This is a genomic window from Pandoraea sp. ISTKB, assembly GCF_001721285.1.
In the GTDB taxonomy this organism is placed as follows: Bacteria; Pseudomonadota; Gammaproteobacteria; order Burkholderiales; family Burkholderiaceae; genus Pandoraea; species Pandoraea capi.
In genome coordinates this window covers 92,422-113,184 of sequence record NZ_MAOS01000030.1, presented here as the reverse complement: position 1 = coordinate 113,184, position 20,763 = coordinate 92,422, and the positions used below count along the sequence as shown (strand labels likewise).

General features: G+C 63.6%; 18 protein-coding genes, 1 tRNA gene and 1 riboswitch. Of the genes, 12 read left to right on the top strand and 7 right to left on the bottom strand.

What is annotated here, in order from left to right; translation table 11 throughout:
• Position 1: 1 nt before the first annotated feature.
• Both A9762_RS11195 and A9762_RS11190 read left to right on the top strand, forming a co-directional pair.
• Positions 2-78: transfer RNA gene (locus A9762_RS11195), tRNA-Val, on the top strand.
• Positions 79-524: 446 nt separating this feature from the next.
• Positions 525-815, top strand: coding sequence for a hypothetical protein (locus A9762_RS11190; protein WP_069342113.1), 291 nt, complete (start codon positions 525-527; stop codon positions 813-815).
• A 207-nt stretch (positions 816-1,022) separates the two neighbouring features.
• Here the strand turns inward: A9762_RS11190 and A9762_RS11185 are convergent, their stop codons facing one another.
• On the bottom strand, positions 1,023-1,916 hold the full coding sequence (locus A9762_RS11185; protein ID WP_069342128.1) for a LysR family transcriptional regulator: 894 nt from the start codon (positions 1,914-1,916) through the stop codon (positions 1,023-1,025).
• A gap of 151 nt (positions 1,917-2,067) precedes the next feature.
• Between A9762_RS11185 and A9762_RS11180 the strand changes: the two genes are divergently transcribed.
• The 7 genes from A9762_RS11180 (at position 2,068) to A9762_RS11150 (ending at position 10,841) form a co-directional block, all read left to right on the top strand.
• On the top strand, positions 2,068-2,745 hold the full coding sequence (locus tag A9762_RS11180) for a glutathione S-transferase family protein (RefSeq protein WP_069342112.1): 678 nt from the start codon (positions 2,068-2,070) through the stop codon (positions 2,743-2,745).
• A 56-nt stretch (positions 2,746-2,801) separates the two neighbouring features.
• Positions 2,802-3,779, top strand: coding sequence for a pyridoxamine 5'-phosphate oxidase family protein (locus A9762_RS11175; RefSeq protein WP_069342111.1), 978 nt, complete (start codon positions 2,802-2,804; stop codon positions 3,777-3,779).
• A gap of 516 nt (positions 3,780-4,295) precedes the next feature.
• Positions 4,296-5,144 (top strand): DMT family transporter, encoded by an 849-nt coding sequence (locus A9762_RS11170; RefSeq protein ID WP_069342110.1) that lies wholly within the window; start codon positions 4,296-4,298, stop codon positions 5,142-5,144.
• A 215-nt stretch (positions 5,145-5,359) separates the two neighbouring features.
• Positions 5,360-6,256: a LysR family transcriptional regulator gene (locus tag A9762_RS11165; RefSeq protein ID WP_069342109.1), complete on the top strand. Its 897-nt coding sequence runs from the start codon at positions 5,360-5,362 to the stop codon at positions 6,254-6,256.
• A gap of 185 nt (positions 6,257-6,441) precedes the next feature.
• Complete coding sequence (gene argG / locus A9762_RS11160; protein WP_069342108.1) at positions 6,442-7,776, top strand: argininosuccinate synthase; 1,335 nt, start codon at positions 6,442-6,444, stop codon at positions 7,774-7,776.
• A 235-nt stretch (positions 7,777-8,011) separates the two neighbouring features.
• Positions 8,012-9,412, top strand: coding sequence for an HdeD family acid-resistance protein (locus A9762_RS11155; protein ID WP_069342107.1), 1,401 nt, complete (start codon positions 8,012-8,014; stop codon positions 9,410-9,412).
• Positions 9,413-9,668: 256 nt separating this feature from the next.
• Positions 9,669-10,841, top strand: coding sequence for an alpha/beta fold hydrolase (locus tag A9762_RS11150; RefSeq protein ID WP_069342106.1), 1,173 nt, complete (start codon positions 9,669-9,671; stop codon positions 10,839-10,841).
• Between the two features lie 237 nt (positions 10,842-11,078).
• On the opposite strand, the gene A9762_RS29420 is transcribed toward A9762_RS11150, so the two are convergent.
• From A9762_RS29420 to A9762_RS11130, 4 genes are all read right to left on the bottom strand, one after another.
• Entirely contained in the window at positions 11,079-11,273 is a 195-nt protein-coding gene (locus A9762_RS29420; protein ID WP_343032058.1) for a DUF6726 family protein, read from the bottom strand.
• A 306-nt stretch (positions 11,274-11,579) separates the two neighbouring features.
• Positions 11,580-12,371 carry a DUF4239 domain-containing protein gene (locus tag A9762_RS11140; RefSeq protein ID WP_069342104.1) on the bottom strand — a complete coding sequence of 264 codons (792 nt, stop codon included), beginning with the start codon at positions 12,369-12,371 and terminating at the stop codon, positions 11,580-11,582.
• 255 nt (positions 12,372-12,626) lie between these two features.
• Positions 12,627-13,124 (bottom strand): GNAT family N-acetyltransferase, encoded by a 498-nt coding sequence (locus A9762_RS11135; RefSeq protein ID WP_240493510.1) that lies wholly within the window; start codon positions 13,122-13,124, stop codon positions 12,627-12,629.
• Entirely contained in the window at positions 13,111-15,195 is a 2,085-nt protein-coding gene (locus A9762_RS11130; protein WP_069342102.1) for an ATP-dependent helicase, read from the bottom strand. Before A9762_RS11130 ends, A9762_RS11135 begins: the two co-directional genes overlap by 14 nt.
• Positions 15,196-15,350: 155 nt before the next feature.
• Here A9762_RS11130 and A9762_RS11125 point away from each other — a divergent pair, with 155 nt between their 5' ends.
• On the top strand, positions 15,351-16,319 hold the full coding sequence (locus A9762_RS11125; RefSeq protein WP_069342101.1) for a DUF72 domain-containing protein: 969 nt from the start codon (positions 15,351-15,353) through the stop codon (positions 16,317-16,319).
• 27 nt (positions 16,320-16,346) lie between these two features.
• Here the strand turns inward: A9762_RS11125 and A9762_RS11120 are convergent, their stop codons facing one another.
• Entirely contained in the window at positions 16,347-17,720 is a 1,374-nt protein-coding gene (locus tag A9762_RS11120) for a voltage-gated chloride channel family protein (protein ID WP_240493509.1), read from the bottom strand.
• A gap of 128 nt (positions 17,721-17,848) precedes the next feature.
• Positions 17,849-17,927, bottom strand: a riboswitch (Fluoride riboswitch).
• A 164-nt stretch (positions 17,928-18,091) separates the two neighbouring features.
• Between A9762_RS11120 and A9762_RS11115 the strand changes: the two genes are divergently transcribed.
• Both A9762_RS11115 and A9762_RS11110 read left to right on the top strand, forming a co-directional pair.
• Positions 18,092-18,652, top strand: coding sequence for a hypothetical protein (locus tag A9762_RS11115; RefSeq protein WP_069342100.1), 561 nt, complete (start codon positions 18,092-18,094; stop codon positions 18,650-18,652).
• Positions 18,653-18,664: 12 nt separating this feature from the next.
• Positions 18,665-19,258, top strand: coding sequence for a hypothetical protein (locus A9762_RS11110; protein ID WP_069342099.1), 594 nt, complete (start codon positions 18,665-18,667; stop codon positions 19,256-19,258).
• 5 nt (positions 19,259-19,263) lie between these two features.
• Here A9762_RS11110 and A9762_RS11105 read toward each other — a convergent pair whose 3' ends face one another.
• Positions 19,264-20,733 carry a catalase gene (locus A9762_RS11105; protein ID WP_069342098.1) on the bottom strand — a complete coding sequence of 490 codons (1,470 nt, stop codon included), beginning with the start codon at positions 20,731-20,733 and terminating at the stop codon, positions 19,264-19,266.
• Positions 20,734-20,763 lie beyond the last annotated feature (30 nt).

The following is a 20,763-nucleotide window of genomic DNA, read 5'->3' as shown; positions in this document are numbered from 1 at the left end:
TAGGCTCGTAGCTCAGTTGGTTAGAGCACCACCTTGACATGGTGGGGGTCGTTGGTTCGAATCCAATCGAGCCTACCAACGAACAAAAAGCAAAAGGCGTCCGCGTTCTCGCGTGACGCCTTTTGTTTTTTCTGCGACGGATTCGACGGATTCGCCGACCCTTTTGTGTGTCGGTCCCGGTCAGCATCCGGCACCTCCCCCTCAAGTCGCTTTACTCTCCCGTCCGTCGCTTCGTCCTCCTCAATGCCGTTCGCGCACTGACTCGATGAACGCTCGCCGCCATGGGCGACGTCAGCGCATCCGGCAGGTCTACCGGCGTTACAAAACGACACATCCCCAACACCCTCGTAGCACCTGCTACGCGAGGCCGTCGCTAGACTGGCATCAACGGTTCGACGACAAGCTCACACCGACGGCAACGTCCGAAGCGCTACCGAACCCATCCGACTCACCGGCTTCATTGCCACCGCGCGCGTAGTGTCGATGCATCCCGCATCCTGCTGCGAGCGCTCATGGAGGACACCATGAAACGCATTCTGATCATCGCTGCCCTCGGCGCCGCCGCCGCAGTCGCATCGACCGCTGCCTCGGCTCACGTGGACGTCGGCCTCTATCTCGGCGTACCCGCGCCGGTGGTCGCCGCGCCGGTCTATGTCGCGCCGCAGCCGGTGTACGTGGCACCGCAACCGGTGTATCGCGCGCCGCAACCGGTCGTGTACTACGGTCGCGATCGCTGGGACGACTGGCGCGAGCGCCGTTGGGAACACCGTCGCTGGGAAGAACGCCATGATCGCGGCTGGCACCGTGGCTGGTAATCGCCACAGCCTCTACGGCCTGTAGTACCGATTCAGTACCGGATGTCTCACGGCATCCTGATCGAACGAAGAACGAAGCGGCCCGCCGGTTGGCGTCGGCGGGCTTTTTAAGCGGGAAGCGGCGCCGTCGCTTTCCGCGTTCTTTTGTCCGCTTCACGTCAGCTTCACATCCGCTTTACATCCACCTCACACGCCTCGTCCGACGCCTCACGTCATCGCGACATCCCGCAATTCCCGCTTCATCCATTCGACGAAAGCCCGCGTGCGCGACGGCAACAGGCGCGCATGCGGATAGACGATGCTCACCGGCCGAGCCGGCCCTTCGAAGCCCGTCAGCACACGCACCAACCGACCATCGGCCAACGCCCCCGCCACCTGATAGGACAGGAAGCAGCCGTAGCCAACGCCATCGATACACGCCTCGACCGCCGTCATCCCATGACTGATTTCGAGATTGCCGTCGACCGCAACGACCGATTCTCGCCCGCCCTCCCAGAAACGCCACTGACCGTAGCCGCCGCCGTGCGACAGGATGCAGTTCTTGCCGATCAGCTCGCGCGGATGCTTCACGTCCCCCTGCTCGGCGATGCACGACGGACTCGCCACCACCACGCGACGAATCGCGCCGATGCCTTGCGCCACGAGCGTGGAATCCTCCAGCGGTGAGATGCGGATACCGACGTCGATGCCCTCCTCCCACAGATTCACCACGCGATCGTTGAGCATGAGGCGACACTTCACTGCCGGATAGGCGCGAAGGAACCGATACAACGCAGGCGCCACATGCAACTGCCCGAACAGTACCGGCGCAGTGACGACAAGCGTGCCCGTCGGGGCCTCATGACGCGCCGCCAGCCGCGCCTCGGCCTCGTGCAACTCGCTCAGGATCTGACGGCAGGTGTCGAGATACGTCCGCCCCTCTTCGGTGAGCGCGATACGGCGCGTGGTGCGATTGAGCAGGCGCACGTCGAGCGAGGTCTCGAGCGCCGCCAGCGTGCGAACCACGGCGGGGAGAGAGGAATCGAGCGCGCGCGCCGCCGCACTCAGGCTGCCCTGATCGACGATGGCCACGAACGTCTGCATTGCGCGAAGTTTGTCCATGCGGCGCATCATTACTCCGATTTTCGGAGTAGTCAAATCAGGTTGACGCCATTTATCCGGAAATCGGCGAGATGGACAATAGCTTCATCGCGTGACGGTTCTGACGCCAGCATCCGCACGTTCCCAATGTTCTTGCCAACGGAAATGCCCTATGACCCGCCCTGCCGATAGCCATACCCACGTTCCCGCCCGCCCGATTCGCCTGTACCGGTTCGCGCTGTCGGGTCATTGCCATCGCGTCGAGCTGATGCTCCGGCTGCTCGATCTGCCTTACGAGACGGTCGACGTCGATCTCGGTTCCGGTGAACACAAGCAGCCCCCTTACCTCGCCATCAACCCGTTCGGTCAGGTGCCCGCCATCGACGACGACGGCGTGGTGCTCGCCGATTCCAACGCGATCCTCGTCTATCTCGCGAATCGCTACGACGCCACGCACGCGTGGTTGCCGCAGGACGCCGTGGCGGCCGCCCACGTGCAGCGCTGGCTGTCCGTCGCCGCCGGGGATCTCGCCTTTGGTGCCGCCGCCGCGCGCGTGGCCGTGGTGTTCAACCGCGACGTCGACACAACCGCGATGATCGAGCGCGGCGTGCTGCTGCTCACGCGTCTGGAAGCGCATCTGAGCGGGCCGAAGGCAACGGCGTTCGTCACCGCCGCCACGCCGACGATTGCCGATATCTCGCTGTACACGTATCTGGCACACGCCCCGGAAGGCAACGTCTCGCTCCAGCCGTATCCCGCCGTGCGCGCCTGGCTGGCTCGCATCGAAGCGATGCCGCGTTTCGTACCGATGGCCCCCACGGCCTGCGGTCTGAATGCGCTTGCCGCCTGAGCGCAGGTTCGGCCGCCCCCTCCGGCCGGATGTCGCCTGAACTGAAGGAGAGACTCATGAACGCCCCCGCCCCGACACCCCTTCAACTCGAATCGCCGTTCCATGCCGGCGAGATCTACGTGCAGACGCTGGCCGGCTCGCGTGAAGCGATGGCGGAAATCGGCGGGCGCGTGATTCGTCTCGCGATGCCTGATCAGCATCGTCAGTTCTTCGCGCAACTGCCGTTTGTCGTGATGGGTGCGCTCGATGCCGACGCTCAACCGTGGGCCACGTTGCTGAGCGGCACGCCCGGCTTCGCACATTCGCCCGACCCGACGCTGCTGCGCGTGAACGCGTTTGCGCCGCCGACCGATCCGCTTTACGGCGCGGTGCGGCAAGGGGCGTCGGTCGGGTTACTCGGCATCGAGCCGTCGACGCGCCGTCGCAATCGCATGAATGGCACCGTCGAGGAAGTCTATACGCAAGGCTTTACGCTGCGCGTTGCGCAAAGCTTCGGCAATTGCCCGCAGTACATCCGCAAGCGAGAGATCACACCGCAGGAACATGACACGCCGCCCGTGGCCGAGCCGTCGCAGACCTCGCTCGACGACGAAGCCCAGTGGCAGATCGCCAGCGCCGACACGTTCTTCATCGCGACGCATTACGCGGGAGACGGTGCGACGCAACGCAGCGCAGGCACCGACGTCTCGCATCGCGGCGGCAAGCCGGGGTTCGTGCGCGTGGAGGATGCGAACACGCTGGTGTGGCCCGACTTTCGCGGCAACTCGTTCTACAACACGCTCGGCAATCTGCACGTCAATCCGCGCGCGGGGCTGGTGTTCGTCGACTTCACATCGGGCGATTTTCTGCATGTGGCGGGCGATGCCGAGGTGCTCTGGCACGACGAAACCGAAAGCGGGTTCGAAGGCGCGCTGCGACTGGTGCGTCTGCACGTGCGTGAAGTGCGTCGCGTGCGCGGTGCGCTGCCCGCCGCGTGGCGCGACGGCGAGGCGTCGCCGAGCGTCGAGCGCACCGGCGACTGGCCGACCGCCTGAGACTATCGGACGCGCGCTTGCTCGTTCAGAGTCCGCCGTGTAAAGTGTGTCCACGCCCGTCGAGTGACGGGCGTTATTTCTCTTCTCATCGATCCATGACCGCTGAATCGTCCATCCGCCTCGCCGTATCGCCGCCGCAACGCGGTGCGAGCGCACGGCTGCGCGGACGTTTTTCAGCCGTCGCTCCTCCCCCGCCGTCTGGCGTGTCGCCGCCCGCTGTGGTGGTCGTCAGCACCAGCGCCGTAGTGGCCTGACGCCACGTCTGGCGCGCTGGGTGTTCGTCACCCGGCACAACACCTTTTCATCTGAATATCAGTTCTGTCCCGCCTGTCTGCGCGTTGCGTCAGACGCGATGACGTTGCTTTGCACGAATCGGTTCGCCACGATGTCTTGATGCCTTGATGCATCGATGCATGGGCGAGTCGATACGTCGATGTCAGCACGTCGGCGCACGCGCCATGCACGTGGCCGACGCAGCGGCAGCACGAGGCGGACAGACTGCACTGGGGAAGATCGATGCAACTCGATGGTCTCGCGTGGCGCCGGCATGGCGCAACGCTCTTGTTCGTTCTGCTTTGGAGCGGCGGCGCACTGGCCGCCAAATGGGGGCTGACGCATGCGTCGGCGTTTGCCTTTCTCGTGATTCGTCTGGGCGTGGCGCTCGCCGCACTGACGCTCATCGCCCTCACGAGACGCCAATGGTGGCCCGCCGCCGGTACGCGGTGGCAGGTCGCCGGCACGGGCGTATTGCTGATCGGCGGCTACCAGGCTGCGTATCTGCTCGCGCTGGCCAACGGCATCACGCCGGGAGCGCTGGCGACGGTGCTCGGCGTCCAGCCGATTCTGACGCTGGTGGCGCTGGAGCGACGTCACAGTGCGCGCCGTCTGCTGGGTCTTGCCGTCGCGCTCGCCGGGCTGGCGCTCGTCGTCGCGCAGAGTCTGATGTCCGCCCGGCTATCGGCAGCGGGATCGATCTGGGCGCTGAGCGCACTCGCCTGCATGACGCTCGGCACGCTCGCGCAGAAAGGCTCGCGGCAGACACCTCTCGACGTGCTGCCCTTGCAGTACGCCGTGGGGCTGGCGCTGGCGTTGCTCGTCGCACCGACACAGCCGTGGCACATCGATGGCACCGTCGGCTTCTGGCTGCCCCTGCTGTACATGGGGCTGGTGATTTCGGTGGGCGCCACGCTGTTGCTCTACCGGATGATCGCCTCCGGCAATCTCGTGACCGTTACCAGCCTGTTCTATCTGGTGCCCGTCGTCACCGCGCTGCTCGACTGGGGCATCTTCGGCCATCGCCCGACGGCGCTGGCCGTTGCGGGCACCGGCGCGATCCTGCTGGGGCTTCGGTTGGCGCTTCGGTAGTCGGGGACGATCGCGGCAGACGTGGGTGCGGACGTTCGTGGCCCGCGTCTGACGGACCGGAAGACGCAAGCACCGACGACGGGGATATCGCCATCGAGCATGCCGTCGCGCCATCTCGGCTAAGATTGTCGGCTTCCGGGTGACAATGCGGGCAAGAGTCCGTGAGTTGTCACCCGCTTGCCCTCTCACTCTTTCTGACGACGGAAATCGGACCGATGGATCTGCTCGACGACATGCGTATCTTCGTCACAGCCGTAGACGCCATGAGCTTTACCGGCGCGGCAGCAAAGCTCGGGCTGTCGAAGCAGTTCGTGAGCCGTCGCATCTCCTCGCTGGAGCAGTCGCTCGGCGCTCGCCTGCTGCTGCGCACGACGCGGCGGCTGTCGGTGACCGACCTTGGACGGATCTATTACGAGCGGGCGAAACGCATCATCGACGACGTCGAAGCGGCGAATCTGGCGGTGAGCAGCCAGGGAGAGCGCCCGCGCGGCAATCTGCGGGTCTCCGCGCCGATGTCCTTCGGCACGATGTTCCTCGGCTCGGTGATCCCCTCGTTTCTCACGACGTATCCGGACGTCACGATCGAGCTGGAACTGAACGACCGTACCGTCGACATCATCGGCGAAGGCTACGACGTGGCGGTGCGCATCGGCGCGCTGGCCGATTCGTCGCTGATCGCCAGAACGGTCGCGCCCATGCGGATGGTCACCTGCGCCAGCCCGCGCTATCTGGACGCCCACGGCGCGCCGCAAACCCCGGAAGACCTGCGCGATCACGCGCTGCTGCCCTACGGCCATAGCCAGCGGGTGAACTGGCATTACGCGCGCGACGGGCATCCACTGGAAATTCCTGTGTCCGGGCGTCTTCGCGTGAACAACGGCGAACTGGCGCGCGACGCCGCCGTGGCGGGACTGGGCTTGACCTGGCTGCCGGTGTTCATCGTTGCGCCGGCCTTGCTGGGCGGGCGTCTCGTGACGGTGCTCGACGACTTCGAACCCACGCCGTCGTCCATTTATGTCGTCTACCCGCAGCATCGTCAGGCATCGCTCGTGATCCGGGCGTTTTCAGACTTCCTGGCGTCTGCATGCAGCGTGGCCGGCACGCAGTGGTGAGCGGCCGGAACGCGACGCCACGCGACGCAAGGATGACATCGCTGGAACGCAATCTCGGTGCGCGGGAAAAGCGCCGGGAAGCCGGACAAAGGGGCACGAAACGGTACGAATCGCCCATCAGACTTGACCATCCCTAGTCCGGACGGGGATACTTGACAGGTTAAAAACCCAGCTTTTTCACGCCGATGACCACGATTCTGCAACACATCCCCACGGGACAACGGGTCGGCATCGCCTTTTCGGGCGGTCTCGACACCAGCGCTGCGCTGCTTTGGATGCGCCAAAAGGGCGCGATTCCCTACGCTTACACGGCCAATCTGGGTCAGCCGGACGAACCTGATTACGAAGACATCCCGCGCCGTGCGATGGGTTACGGCGCCGAGAACGCCCGCCTGATCGACTGCCGTGCGCAACTCGTGGCCGAAGGCATCGCCGCCCTGCAATCGGGCGCGTTCCACATCTCGACCGCCGGCGTCACGTATTTCAACACCACGCCGATCGGCCGCGCCGTTACGGGCACGATGCTCGTGGCCGCCATGAAGGAAGATGGCGTCAACATCTGGGGTGATGGCAGCACGTACAAGGGCAATGACATCGAGCGTTTCTATCGCTACGGTCTCTTGACCAACCCGGGTCTGCAAATCTACAAGCCGTGGCTGGACCAGACGTTCATCGACGAACTCGGTGGTCGTAAGGAAATGTCGGAATTCCTGATCGCCAACGGTTTCGACTACAAGATGTCGGTCGAGAAGGCCTATTCGACGGACTCGAACATGCTCGGCGCCACGCACGAAGCCAAGGATCTCGAGCACCTGAATTCGGGCATCAAGATCGTGCAGCCGATCATGGGCGTGCCGTTCTGGCGCGACGATTGCGCGATCAAGGCCGAGGAAGTCACGGTTCGCTTCGAAGAAGGCCAGCCGGTGGCGCTGAACGGTAAGACGTTCGCCAACGCTGTCGAATTGTTCGAAGAAGCCAACCGCATCGGTGGCCGTCATGGTCTGGGCATGAGCGACCAGATCGAGAACCGCATCATCGAAGCGAAGAGCCGCGGCATCTACGAAGCCCCGGGCCTCGCGCTGCTGTTCATCGCCTATGAACGCCTCGTGACGGGCATTCACAACGAAGACACCATCGAGCAATATCGCGAGAACGGCCGTCGTCTGGGCCGTCTGCTGTATCAGGGCCGTTGGTTCGACCCGCAGGCCATCATGCTGCGTGAGACGGCACAACGCTGGGTGGCGCGCGCCGTCACTGGCGAAGTGACGATCGAACTGCGTCGTGGCAACGACTACTCGCTGCTGAACACGACCTCGCCGAACCTGACGTACAAGCCGGAACGCCTGACGATGGAAAAGGGCGATTCGGTCTTCACGCCGCTCGACCGTATCGGCCAGCTCACGATGCGCACGCTCGACATCGTCGACACGCGCGAGAAGCTGATGACGTATGCGAAGGCGGGTCTGCTGACGTCGACGGGCGACGACGCCCTGCCGCAGCTCGAAGGCAAGAAGGACTAAGTTCGACGCGCCGATGTATCGTGCCTCCCGGTGAGGTCGCGATACGTCTGTGTCGTCTGACACAACAGGCGGTGCGCCCCGAAAGGAGCGCACCGCCTTTGTTTTTGGTCTGTCACGGCTGACGCGCTAAGATAGCGACAAAAATAGGCGGCATCCCAAATTAGTTCTAACCCTCCCGCATTCGGGGTGCGTGTCGTCCCCTTGCCGGGACGCGCGCATGCGATGGAGACTCTCGTTGGTACGTCTGATTCTGTTATTGCTTGGCGTGAATTACCTGCGCCGCCGGGCTCGTGCGCTGATCTGGATCGGCGCGATCTTCTTTGCCTTCGGCCTGGCGCTGATCGTCGATGCGCTCGACGGCGTGGTGCATTTCCCGCTCAAGGTCTTCGCGTGGCTGCTGCTGCTCGAAGGTTTGGCGACGCTTGCCATCGCGACCATCGGTGTGGGCGGTCAGCGGCTCGTACGCGGGCTCAAGGGCGGCACGTTCACGGTCGCGGCACTGCTCGTACTCGTCTTCCATCAGTTCAACGGCAACTTCTGGCTGTCGATGCTGTTCGGCACGCTGTTCCTCGCCGACGGCCTGCTGCAATGCGTGGCGGCCTACGTGGTGCGCTACCCGCGCTGGATCTGGGCGATGGTCGGCGGCCTGCTGGAAATCGGCGTGGCGATCTTCTTCTACCAGCCGTATCCCACGCACTACAAGGGCACGCTGCCGTACGCCATCGGACTGGGCCTCGTCTTCACCGGGTGGAACGTGCTCGTGCTCGCCATGCGCGCGCGACGCATGCGTGGCGACTTTCGCGTGGAGCAGATTCTCGGTAGCCCGGAAGACAAGCGCCGCCTGTGGCGCGATCGTCCTCGCGCCCCTCGTTGGGACGGTCCGCCTACGGACGCCGAACCCGCGCTGACGGTGCACGTCTGGACGCCGTCGGGGTCCTCCAAAGCCCCTGCGCGTCGGCATCCGGTGATCGATCGCTACATCGCTGCCGTCGACAAGAATGGCGTGATTTCGACCGGCCACGCCGCGCTCGAGAGCCACGAGGGAGTCTATGTGAGTCTCTACCCCGCGAAGGAAATCGACCGCTCGCCGGATCAGTTCGGGCAGTTGCTGCGCGCCACCCGCGAGAACGACGTGCCCGGCACGTTCCAGCCGGACTACGCGACCGAATCGAAGGCCTGGTGTCCGTCGACGGTCAAGGTTCGCATTCGCAATTACAGTCCGCAACAATTGGCCGCTTTCTGGCAGACATACCAGCGCAACGCCACGTATAACCTCACGCACCGCAACTGTTCGAGCAGTGTGGCCAAGGCACTCGAAGCTGCTATCGAGGGTCGTGTGGGGCAATTGCAGAACGGCGCCGATGCCGGCTGGTGGACGTTCGTCCGGCTGTGGCTCACGCCGGAGCTGTGGGTCGCGGCGCAACTGCGCAAGCGCGCCAAGACGATGGCGTGGACGCCGGGTCTGGTGCTGGACTATGCGCGCGCGGTGAGCATGCTCGTCGATCCGCGTCCGTTCGGCTGGATCACCATGACGTCGCTGGCGCTGCGCCGGATGCGTCGCTCGCGCCGTGCGTGGCGCGAGGCCGAGCAAGCCGCAGCAACGCAGGCACAAGGCGGTCAGGCGTCGCACGGTTGACGAGCCCCGCAGGGTGCAACGACGCGTTTGATCGCGACCGATCGCATCCGGTCGCGCCTGATTGCCCGGGTGCGCGCCCGTCACACGGCGCGAACGACACGGTCGGGGACGCATCGATTCGGCATTATTGAGACTTTCACAGGGAGACGGTGTAACGTCACCCGTATTGGCCACGCAACAGCAGCAGGCATCCGGGCAGTGCGCGAGCGCTGCTCGCCCAAGCGTCACGCATCATCCAATACGAGGACAGTTCAACATGTTCAACCGCCTGTGGCGCTATGTCAGCGCCGCGCTGTTCGCCAGTCTGGTCATCGGCCGTGCCGCACATGCGATTACGCCCGAGGCCGCTCCCGTCACCATTCCGCACGGCGCTATCGTCGAACGGCAGCCGCTCAATCCCGACTACGGACTCGCGGAAGCCGGCGCGCAGTTCAGCATCCGTTACAGCTCCATTGACGGGGTCGGCGGCATCGAAGCCCGTGAGGACACCGGCGCAGTCTTCCTGCCCAAAGGGCCGACGCCGCCGGGTGGCTGGCCGGTCGTCGTCTGGGCGCATGGCACGGTCGGCATCGCCAGCACCTGTGCCCCGTCGCTCAATGTCCGCAGCCCGCGCGACATTCAATATCTCGACACCTGGCTATCGCTCGGCTTCGCCGTGGTGGCGCCGGACTACGCGGGCCTGGGCTCGCAAGGGCTGCATCACTATCTGAATTCGCGGGCCGAAGCGTACAGCGTGCTCGACAGCCTGCTGGCCGCGCGCAGCGTCTTCCCGTTACAGAACCGCGTGGTGCTCATCGGGCAGTCGCAAGGGGCCCACGCCGCGTTCGCCGCCGCGGGATACCAGCCGCAGTACGCACCGGACGTCAAAGTCGTCGCAACGATCCTGACCGGCACACCCTATTTCAACGCGCAAACGTCGGCCAGCAAGCTGTTCTCGGGTCAGCCCGACCCGGGCGCGCCGGACCCGAAGATCCCGTACGCGATGTACATCTTCCTGTCGGCCGCCGACCGCGATCCGTCGCTGAACCCGGCGAAGTACTTCTCGCCTCAGGCGCTGCCGGTCCTCAACGAAGCGCGCACGCTGTGCATCGACACGCTGACCGACCATTCCACCGCCGCCGGGCTGAACGCCGGGAACAGCATGCAGCCGGACATTCAGAAGTTGCTGGACAGTCAGACACCGTCGCTGCGCTATCCGACGCTGCGCATCCAGCATCCGGTGTTCATCGGCATGGGATCGGAAGATATCGACGTGCCGCTCATCATGCAGCAGGCCTTCGCCCGCGACGTCACGAAAGCCGGCACGAAGACGCTCGTGCGCGTCTATCAGGGACTGGATCACGATGCGACGGTCAACCCGTCGCTGCGCGATTCCGTACCGTTCCTGCTGCAACTGATGGCAACGAAGAAGGGTGCACGCGCACAATAACTAGAGGTATGACTCGGATTTCTCCGGGAGGATTCGTTGAACGGTACGGCGACATCGAAAATAACTCATTGATTTTATGATGATTATTTTCCGTTGCACATACGCAACAAGCGGGCACTTACGTAAAAATACATATGGTGCATCGCAACACGTCGTCCTATACTGAACTCGTCTCCTCCATGTCTCCTCCTGATATGGATTAAGCCCGCAACGCGCGGGCTTTCTTTTTTTCTGCGGTCAGTCGATCGCGGCAGCGCACGCATCCGTCGGCGCAGCCAGCACACCCCCAACCCCCGGAATGATCTTCAAGCCGGCCGAAGCCACCCGGCACGGTGCCGCCAGCAATCCACATCCCGCCACCGACGTCACGAACGGCAGAATTGCGAACAGTGCCCACCAGCGGCGCCAGTTGCGCGGCGCAGGTTTCGACATCGACGCGTCGGCGCGGTCGAACACGGTCGACGCGATGGGCTGTTGCGGGTCATGCGCGTCAGTCGTCGCAAAGTGACGGGCGTGCGGGGTCGCGATGGCCTTACGGCTCATCGTAGGATGCGTAGTCATCGGGGGGCGTCCTGAGTCGGGCTAGGTGCCGGAAAACCGGCGGTTCTGGTAAATCGTCAAATCAATCTGTCTGTATGCCGGTGTCCGGCGAAAAACGCTTTCAAATTGCGCTCCTGGCACACCGCCTCTGCCCGATACTTCATTCGGCACATCAGTTCAGCACCTCAATGAAGCACATCAGTTCGGCACAACAATGCCGACGGATTTCGCCAGCGGCACGGGCGAAATGCCCGAGGAGCCGCGGAAGGGTTCGTCGAGATTGACGATCAGCGCGATCACCATGCCGATCGCACCCATGTGCATCGCGACGATCACGTTGCTCTTCCACGAGCCCGGATATCGGCCATTCATCGCCATTGCCGCGAGCATGAACAGCGAGATCACCCACCAGAACACGCCGGGCACCGTCTTCGTCGAATTCTCGAAGCGTCCCTGCCTCGCCTCTTCCAGACGGTCGAGCAATGTGCGAATCGAACTGGCGCTGTCCTCATGTCGGGCGATCACCCGGCGCGTCGCGCCGACGAACGCCGTCAGCGCCGTCTCGGTATCCGGCGAGAGCTCGGGGTCGGCGGTACTCAACGTTTTCCATTCATCGGTCACGGCAGACGCCACATAGCCACGCAGCAATACGCGCGCCGACTTGGCATCGTCGTCGCCAACGGCCTTCAATTCACGATCGAGCCGACGAACCACCGACGCCTCGTGCAGTGCCTGATCGTCGGCATGCCCAAGGTTCGCCCGCACATCCGTCAGCACGTGGGCCAGCACGAACACGATGAAGGCCAGCAGGCTGCCGTGGACCACGTCCGCAACGGAGCCGCGCACTTCGGACGGATCCTTCAACCGGTCGAACAGCGTGACGCGTGCCAGCCAGGCGACGACAACGGCAAGCAATGCCGTGCCAATCGCCATGCAGACGAGCAACAAGCCCATCGGCAACAACGTCATGTGATCCACCACCCGCTGCATTCACGTCTCCCGGATTTCATCGCGATCATGCTTTCCGAAACTTTTCCGACGGTCGAGGCGCAGTGCTCCGCCGCCGATGCGGCGACTATACCTGATGCACGAAAGACGGCAACTTTAGAAAATTTCCGCGCCTCACCGTCGAAACGTGACGAAAGTTTCCCGTGCTTTCCAGGCGCGGCTGCGGGACGTCTGCGGCGCACTGCCGCCACGTGTCCGAGGAATCCCCGAGCCGATGATGTCGGCATGCGCGCGGCGTCAGAGTGGTTTGGTGAGCAGCACCGTCGTCAAACCGCTATCCCACTCTTCGTCGGGATACATGGCGACCTCGGCGTACCCGTGTCGCCCGTAAAAAGCGCGGCTTTGCGTATTGAAGGTGTCGGTCTCGAGGCGCGCCACCCGATGCCCCTGTGCGCGCATTTGCGTTTCGGCGTGCGCCAGCAGCAACGCCCCAATGCCCCGGCGCTGCTGTGATGGCGACACGTGCAGCGCGTCGATGAAGTCGCCGACCGTATGCACCATGCCGATAACGTCCTCATCCGCCCCCTGTGGCGCCGCGACGACGAACTCAGCCCAATGGGCCTGCACGTAAGCACGCGTGCGCTCACCCGAGGTGAACGTTGCGGCAATCTCAGCGCGCAGCATGGGCGCCCACGTCGAGAAATAGGTCCGCATGAGCAGTTGAGTCAGCGCGTCGACGTCCGATGCTCGCCCCTCGCGCAGCACGATCTGCGCTGTCATCTCACGTCCAGGCATTACGAAGTTTCCTCGCCACATCGATATGCACCTTCACGTCGCCGACCGGGCCGCGCGACATCTCGTCCTCGCGCGGTTTCGGGAAGATGTCGTAGAGCGGCAGCATCTTGTCGGAGACGAAGCGACTGCGTGTGCCGTACACATGACGGTCGCCCAAACCGGTTTGCTGGTGCACATAGAACCGCTGCGGCACGACTAACTGCAACGACTCTTTGGCGCGTGTCATCGCCACATAGAGCAGACGTCGCTCCTCCTCGATATCCTCGTCGTCCCCCGTACTCATGTCGGACGGAATACAGCCGTCGACCACATTAAGCACATAGACCGAATGCCACTCCTGCCCCTTCGCGCTGTGGATCGTCGAGAGAATCAGATAATCCTCGTCGAGCAACGGCGGCCCCGATTGCGCGCTGGTCGCATCGGGCGGATCGAGCGTGAGTTCCGTGAGGAACTGCTCGCGCGAGCCGTAGGTATTGGCAATGCGCGCCAGTTGCTCGAGATCAGCCTGACGCACGGCCGCGTCGTCGAAACGCTGTGTGAGCAACGGCGCATACCAGCGCAACGCGAGATCGACGTCGGCCGGCCACGCGAGCCGCGTGTCGCGCAACGTCATATAGACATCGACGAACGCCTTCCACTCCGCAGTCGCGGCTGCCGGTGGCTTGAACGCCGCCAGCACCTGTGCCGGTGTCGCAGATTGCGCCATGGCGTCGAGCAACCGGGTAGCGCTCACCGGGCCGATGCCGGGAATCAACTGCGCGACGCGGAACCCCGACAAGCGGCTCGCCGGGTTATGCGCCCAACGCAAGATCGACAGCATGTCCTTCACGTGCGCGGCTTCGAGAAACTTCAAGCCGCCGAACTTCACGAACGGAATATTGCGACGCGTGAGTTCCAGTTCCAGTGCGGCGCTGTGGCTGCCGGTACGGAACAACACCGCTTGCTGCGTGAGCCGGGTGCCGGTTTCCCGTTGCGCCAGCACTTGATCCGCGACCCAGCGCGCTTGTCCCGAGTCATCGCTGACATTGACGAGCTGCGGCAACCGCGTCGATTGCCGGTCGGTCCACAAAGCCTTGGCGTAACGCTCGCTCGACTCCGCAATAACGGCATTCGAGGCATCCAGAATCGGCTGCGTCGACCGGTAATTGCGCTCCAGCGTGACCACGTGCGCGGGTTCGGCGAACTGGCCGGGAAAATCCAGGATGTTGCGGATCGTGGCGGCGCGAAACGCGTAGATCGACTGCGCGTCGTCGCCCACGACGGTGAGGCCGCGTCCCTGAAGCTTCATCGACAGCAGAATCTGCGCCTGTAGGCGGTTGGTGTCCTGGTACTCGTCGACGAGCACGTGATCGAAGCGGCTATCGAGTTCGCGCGCCAGCGCCGGGGCCGCCATCGTCTCGGCCCAGTACAGCAACAAATCGTCGTAATCGAGTACGTGCTGCGCCTGCTTGGCGTCGACGTAAGCCCCGAAGAGTTGCTTGAGTTGCGCTTCCCACGGGGCACACCACGGGAAATGTTTCGCCAGCACTTCGGCCAGCGGCGCCTGACTGTTCACCACACGCGAATAGATCGACAGACACGTGCCCTTGAGCGGGAAGCGCGACTGTGTGGCGGAGAATCCGAGATCGTGCCGCACCAGCCCGAGCAGATCCTCGGCGTCGCTGCGATCGTGGATGGTGAAGGCTTCCGATAAACCAATGCGCGGCGCGAAATCGCGCAGCAACCGTGCACCGATGGCGTGAAACGTGCCGGCCCACGGTAGCGACGGCGGCTGGGACGACGCCAGCCCCAGCACCTTTTGCAGCACCGCGCCCACGCGTCGCTCCATCTCCCCCGCCGCGCGCCGCGAGAACGTGAGCAACAGAATGCGGTTGGGATCGGCGCCGCGCACGATCAGATTGGCCACCCGATGGGCGAGCGTACTCGTCTTGCCCGAACCTGCCCCCGCGATGACGAGCAACGGCCCGCCCGGCGCGCCGTCGTCGCCCACGCCATAGTCGACCGCTTCGCGCTGGCGGTCATTGAGTTCGGCCCACGGATCGCGGGCGGCGGCGGACGATGGTTCTGACATGCGAGGTGAAAAACGGAGAAGGTACGCTCGAAGAGTACTGTATATTTATACATTATAACGACGGACCCGACGCCCATCGAGCCTTCGCGGAAATTCGGACGAATCACCGTCGTCCCCCTCCCAAGCGTCCAACAGGCAAGCCATTCGCCGACACGATGACGATCCGCACCGGCACCTCCTCCTGGACCGACCCGACGCTCATCGCGTGCGGACGGTTCTACCCGCCGGGCGTCGATACGCCGGAGGCACGGTTGCGCCATTACGCGTCCCAGTTCGATCTGGTGGAAGTCGACAGCAGCTATTACCGTTTGCCGGACGCCGCCGTCGCCTGGCGCTGGACGCAGCGCACACCCCCATCGTTTCGCTTTCACATCAAGGCGTTTCGCGCGTTCACGGGGCATACCACGCCGGCGAGCGCCCTGCCGACGGATATCGCACGGGCCCTGGGATCACGCATCGCCACGGGCGGGTCATCGCGGACACCGGCGACATCGCCGACATCACCGACACAGGACACGCAGATCGCGCCCGGCGATATCCCGGCCGAATTGCGCGACGAACTCTGGCGACGCTATCTCGAAGCCATCGAGCCCCTGCGCCAGAGCGGGCAACTGGCGGCCATCCACTTCCAGTTTTCACCCCGCGTCCGGAACGACCGGGCCGGGCGCGCACTCGTCTTCGAGACGGCAGAACGACTGGACGGCGAGCGGCACGCCATCGAATTCCGCCATCGCAGCTGGTTCGATTCGCCGTCGCGAGAGACGGCCACGCTCGCCATGCTGCGCGAAACGGGTGCGGCGCACACAATCGTCGACAGCCCGACGGGCTTCGACAACACCGTACCTGCCGTGTGGGCTACGACGCGCGACGACCTGTGCGTCGTCCGTCTGCATGGCCGGAACGCGGCAGCGTGGAATCGACGAGGCATCACGGCCTCGTCGGGACGCTTCGTCTACGAATACAGCGCGAGCGAGCTGATCGACATTTCCGCCCGTGTGGCGCGCATTGCCGCCCTCGCCGACGACACGCACGTGCTCTTCAACACCAACCACGAAGATCAGGGCATGAAGAACGCATCGGCGTTCCAGCGCGCCCTCACCGACCTGGCACGCCTTGGACGATAGCGCTATGGGTCCGAAAACTGCCTGACGTCAGACGCGGGGCAGGCTGTCGCTCGGATTGACAGCGGCCGTGTCCTTGGACGCGACGCCCGTACGCAGCATCCTGCGCCACGCAGGCACATCCGCAAGCCGCGTGCCTTCAGGTACCGGGCCATGTTTGCTGTGCCCGACCCGTTGCGCACGATAGATCCCCGTGTGTCCCGAGCAGAGATACGCCAGTACGCAGGCGAGGGCCGCATATCCACCGATCTGCGGACCGAAGATTTCGATGGCCATCAATGTCGACGCGATCGGCGTATTGGCAGCCCCCGCGAAGACGGCAACGAAACCGATGCCCGCCAGAATCGGTGCGGGCAGTGCCAGCACGTGAGACAGCGCGTTGCCCATCGTCGCGCCGATGTAAAACAACGGGGTGACTTCGCCGCCCTTGAATCCGGTGCCCAGCGTCACGACAGTGAAGACGAGCTTGCCGAGAAAGTCGTACCACGGCAGCGACGTATGGAATGCGTCGACGATGGTCGGAATGCCGAGCCCCAGATACTGCGGCGTGCCCAGCACCGTGACGGCAATCGCCACCGCCAGACCGCCCAGCAGCGGACGCAGCGGTGCGTAGGCCACACGACGCTTCATGAAAGCGGACGTCGCGTGGGTCGCCTGCGCGAAAGCCATGCCGACCAGTCCGCAAAGCACGCCGGCCGCCGCCGCGCTGAACGCCCCCGAAAGGGTCATCGATGCGCCGAATGCCGAGGGGGCAATCGTATAGACGGTGTGATGCACGCCCCAGGCATGCGTGACGGCGTCGCCCACGAGTGCGGCGACGAGACAGGGCAGCAAGGCGTCATAGCGCAAGCGGCCGATCGCCAGCACCTCCAGCCCGAAAATAGCGCCCGCGAGCGGCGTGCCGAACACCGAGGCGAAGCCCGCCGCGATCCCCGACATCAGCAGCACGCGACGCTGCTCGCCGGACAACCGGAAAACATGGGTGAGCTGATCGGCCAGCGCGCCGCCCATCTGGACGGCGGTGCCTTCGCGTCCGGCGGAGCCGCCGAACAGATGCGTCATGACCGTACCGAACAGCACGAGCGGCGCCATGCGCAACGGCACTACCCGCCGGGGATCGTGGATTTCGTCGATCAGCAGATTGTTGCCCGCCTCGACGCTCGCGCCGAGCCGAAGGTAGAGCCAGCCGACGGCGAAGCCCCCGAGCGGCAGCCCCCAGAGCAGCCAGGGATGGGCGAGGCGCGTGTCGGTCGCGAGATCCAGGGCGACGAGAAACAGCGCGGAAGCACTACCGGCCATCACCCCGACGAGCGCGGCCAGCAAGCTGGCGTGGGCGGCACGCGGGATGACACCGAACAGGTCACGCAATGGAGAGTCGTGGAACATCTTCATGGTTGCAAACATCGTGAATCGCGGCGTACGACGCCGTCGACAACATGCCTGAACGCGACAGAAAGGGGAAACGCGGGGTGACTTCGTGGGGAACGAGAAAATCGCCCGTCCGCATAGCCCGCAACCTCCCGGCACGCCAGGATCTTGCAGGCATCATCAGCCCCGGGGCGGGGCGGTTTGCGAAACGAACGCCGGAGGTATGCCATCTCCGTGCAGCAATCGTCATGCTATCAGGAAGCGAGCGCACTCACAATGCGTGACATTTTTCGACGATATCTCAGACGAAATGCCGAACCGCATCGGCGGATTCCGATAAATCGGCCAGTTGCCGTTTTGTCAACCCCAACGCCCCTAGAATCGCCTTCAGCTTCACGGAGGACAGCATGGTCGCAGACAGGGAATACATCGAACGGGTGAAGGGGTACGGGTGGGACGAGGTTACGGGGTTGTGGCGCGACGTCAAACAATGTTCGACACCGGGTTGGGATGCGGGAAGAGCGTTGGAATACCTCGTGCTCAAGGGCTTCGAGCTAAGCGGAGCGAAGGTCAGGTGGCCTTTCAGGGTGCGGCACGAGGACCGGAAGATCATCGAACAGGTCGACGGCATGATCTATTCCGGTGGCATTGCCGCCATTGTCGAGTGCAAGGACTATTCGAAGCCGTCGACACGAACGAAGCGAGCCGCGAACAAGGAGCCGATCGCAACATTGCTCGCGCATCTCACGCGTCGCCCGTCGTCGTTGATCGGTTGTCTGTTCGTCAGCGGTAACTACTCGGACACCGCGCGCAATCTGGTCAATTCGATCAAGCCCGCCACGATTCTTTGCTGGACCGGCGACGACATCGAGTTCTGTCTGGCGCAGCGGGATTTCGCCTTGGGACTAAAACGCAAATACCGCGCGTGCATGGAAGAAGGCGCGCATTGCATGAGCTGTGCGAACTAAGGAGACACGTTCATGGACTTACGAAGCATTGTTTGCCCCTCCAATGACGCGATTGCGTTTCTTAAGGCATGGCTGCCCGACACCCTTGTCGAGACGTCGCGCTTTTATTGCCCCAGTTCGTTGAGTGACGTCCCGTCGACGGCAGGCGACGTCATTTATCTCCGGCAACTTCAAACGCTCGTGATTCACGACGTTCACTCGACGCACTCTGGCGTCATCGACGATCAGGAGGATCGCATCAAGGACGTGCTGACCATCAACGCGTCAAGCGAGCAGTTCGAGGTCGTGGTCGTCGCGCCGACGCTCTTCATCATGCTCTTCGAATCGCAAACGATATTTGGCGCGGTCTTCGGCGAGCGTGCGACCGAATACCTGCACTTGATGGGAAGCTACGATCCCGAACGTGCCATTCAGGAGGCGGACACCAGTGTGGCCAGGATAATCGAAGGCCTGGACGCGTCCATGCGGGAACAACTGCGGGCGACACCCACGGCGACCCGCATTCTCGCGGGCATTGCCACCCTGGACGCCAAACCTTTCACCCATGAAAACGGCGGGGACTATGTCGTGCATCGTCGCCCGCCGTCACTCCGTCAGTGGGAGTAGTGGGTTTACTTCTTCGCGTCCTTCACCGCTTTCTCGATACGCGCACCGACGTCCGGATCGATCTGCTTCCAGTAGTCGAATGCGCGTTCAAGCACCGGACTGCGCACGCCACCGAGCAGCGCGCCCGAAACGGTCTCGACCAGTCGCGTGCGCGATGCGTCGTCGAACACATGGCGCACGAGGTCGCCGGGTTGCGAGAAGTCGTCGTCGTCCTTGTGCAGCGTGTAGGCGCTGCGCACCATCGGACCATCGGACTCCCAGCCGTCGTCGGCCGCGCCCGTCTGATCGGCATACGGACGGCCGCCGCTGTTCGGCACGTACACCGGCGCGTTGCCGCTATGCTCGTAAGCCATGTGGCCGTCGAACATATAGGTCTGCACCGGCACCTTCGGGCGATTCACCGGCAGTTGATGGAAGTTCGTGCCGATGCGATTGCGTTGGGCGTCGTTGTAAGCGAAGGCCCGGCCGAGCAACATCTTGTCCGGCGAAAGACCGATACCCGGCACAGTGTTGCCCGGCGAGAACGCGGCCTGCTCGATCTGCGCGAAGAAGTTTTCCGGATTGCGGTTGAGCGTCATCTTGCCCACCTTGATCAGCGGATAGTCCTTGTGCGACCAGGTCTTCGTCAGATCGAACGGATTGAAGCGATACGCTTTGGCGTCCGCGTAGGGCATCACCTGCACCGACAGGATCCAGCTCGGGTTGTCGCCGCGTGCAATGGCGTCGAACAGGTCGCGACGATGGAAGTCAGCGTCCTCGCCCGACATCTTGGCCGCTTCGGCATTGGAGAAGAACTCCATGCCCTGCTGCGTGTGGAAGTGGTACTTGACCCAGAATTTCTCGCCCTGCGCATTGACCCACATGTAGGTATGCGAACCATAGCCGTTCATGTGGCGCCAGGTGCGCGGCAATCCCCGGTCACCCATCAGATAGGTCACCTGATGCGCAGACTCCGGATTGTTGGTCCAGAAGTCCCATTGCATGTGGTTGTCACGCAATCCCGAATCCGGCAGACGCTTCTGGCTGCGGATGAAGTGCGGAAACTTCATCGGATCGCGTACGAAGAACACCGGGGTGTTGTTGCCGACGAGATCGTAGTTGCCTTCGTCGGTGTAGAACTTCAGAGAGAAACCGCGCACGTCGCGCCAGGTGTCGGGGCTGCCGGCTTCGCCCGCGACCGTGGAGAAACGCGCGAGCATGTCGACCTTGGCGCCCTTCTTGAACAGCGAGGCCTTGGTGTACTTGCTCACATCTTCCGTGGTTTCGAAAATACCAAAGGCGCCGGCGCCCTTGGCGTGAGGTTGACGCTCCGGCACCTTTTCCCGGTTGAAGTGCGCCATCTGTTCAAGGAAGTGAACGTCATGCAGCAGGAGGGGGCCGTCTGCACCGACCGACAACGTGTTCCGGTCGCTTGCCGCCGGGGCACCTGCTCCGGTTGTCGAACCGGTGTCCAGACGTTCTTTCTCTTTGCTCATACATACCTCCGACATGAAGGTGGGTGGGGA